General features: G+C 51.1%; 1 protein-coding gene. It reads left to right on the plus strand.

Annotated elements, in window-relative coordinates; translation table 11 throughout:
- The coding region (locus BLX24_RS30570) for an outer membrane beta-barrel family protein (RefSeq protein WP_143092947.1) at positions 1-1,146 on the plus strand (1,146 nt) is incomplete at both ends.

Consider the following 1,146-nt stretch of genomic DNA (forward strand, 5'->3'; position numbering starts at 1 on the left):
CAGCTGCTGAAATCAACGCAGGAAGGGTCAGCATTTGATAAACCGTTATTTGGGCAGTATACGTTAGGTTTTGACTACGACCTGGCCAAAAATCAATCGCTGTCGGCGAACGTCCGGTTTGGTACCCGTAATTTTATCCAGTCCCAGAATCAGCTGACTAATTCTTACATGAACGGGCTGCTGTCGAATACGACCAACCGCGATGTGGACCGGAAAGATCTGTCAAATTCTGTGGATGTGAACGTCGACTACATCCGGACGTTTAAACCACAGCAGGAATGGTCCGTTTCGACCCAGTACAGCCGGACGGGTCTGGTCAATAATTTCTACGCCGACCTGTTGAACGGCAGCAATGAGCTGACCGGACGCCAGCGCAACCTCAACAATAACACAAACGGCGAACTGACCGTACAGACCGACTACCAGACCCCGATCAAAACCAATCAGTTACTGGAGTTTGGTGCAAAAGCCATCATGCGGCAGGTCGACAGCCGGTTTGAGTATCAGATTGCCAACGGTTCCGGCTCCCTGTATCTTGACCCGAAAAACCCCGCCGGTTCGCTGAACTATGAACAGAACATCGGCGCCGGTTATCTCTCTTATACCTATGCCACTAAAAACAAGTATACGTTTAAGGTAGGTACCCGCTACGAGCACACAGGCATTACGGCAAAGGCAAACGATACCAAAGCACTGAATATTCCGGCCTACGGCAATCTGGTCCCGAGCGTTAACGTCTCTAAATCGCTGAAAGGCGGTACGACCCTGAAAGCAGCGTATAACCGCCGGATTCAGCGGCCGGGTCTTCAGCAGCTGAACCCGAACGTAAACGCAGCCAATCCCCAACAGATTATGGTTGGTAACCCAACCCTGAAGCCGGAACTGACCGATAATGCCGAGCTGAGCCTCAGTACCAACATTAAAAAAACCTACCTGAATGCATCTGTCTTCGGCCGGTTGACCAACAATGCCATCACTCAGGTCCGGTCGGCAAACGATACCCTTGCCGGCGGCATCATTACATCGTTTCAGAATATCGGGGTGCAGCGGACGGTGGGAACCAACATCTTTTTCAATACCAACATTACCCCGAAATGGAGTCTGAACGGCGGCTTTGACGGATACTACGTGTACATGCAGGGAACA

The organism is Arsenicibacter rosenii (assembly GCF_001870735.1).
GTDB classification, from domain to species: Bacteria; Bacteroidota; Bacteroidia; order Cytophagales; family Spirosomataceae; genus Arsenicibacter; species Arsenicibacter rosenii.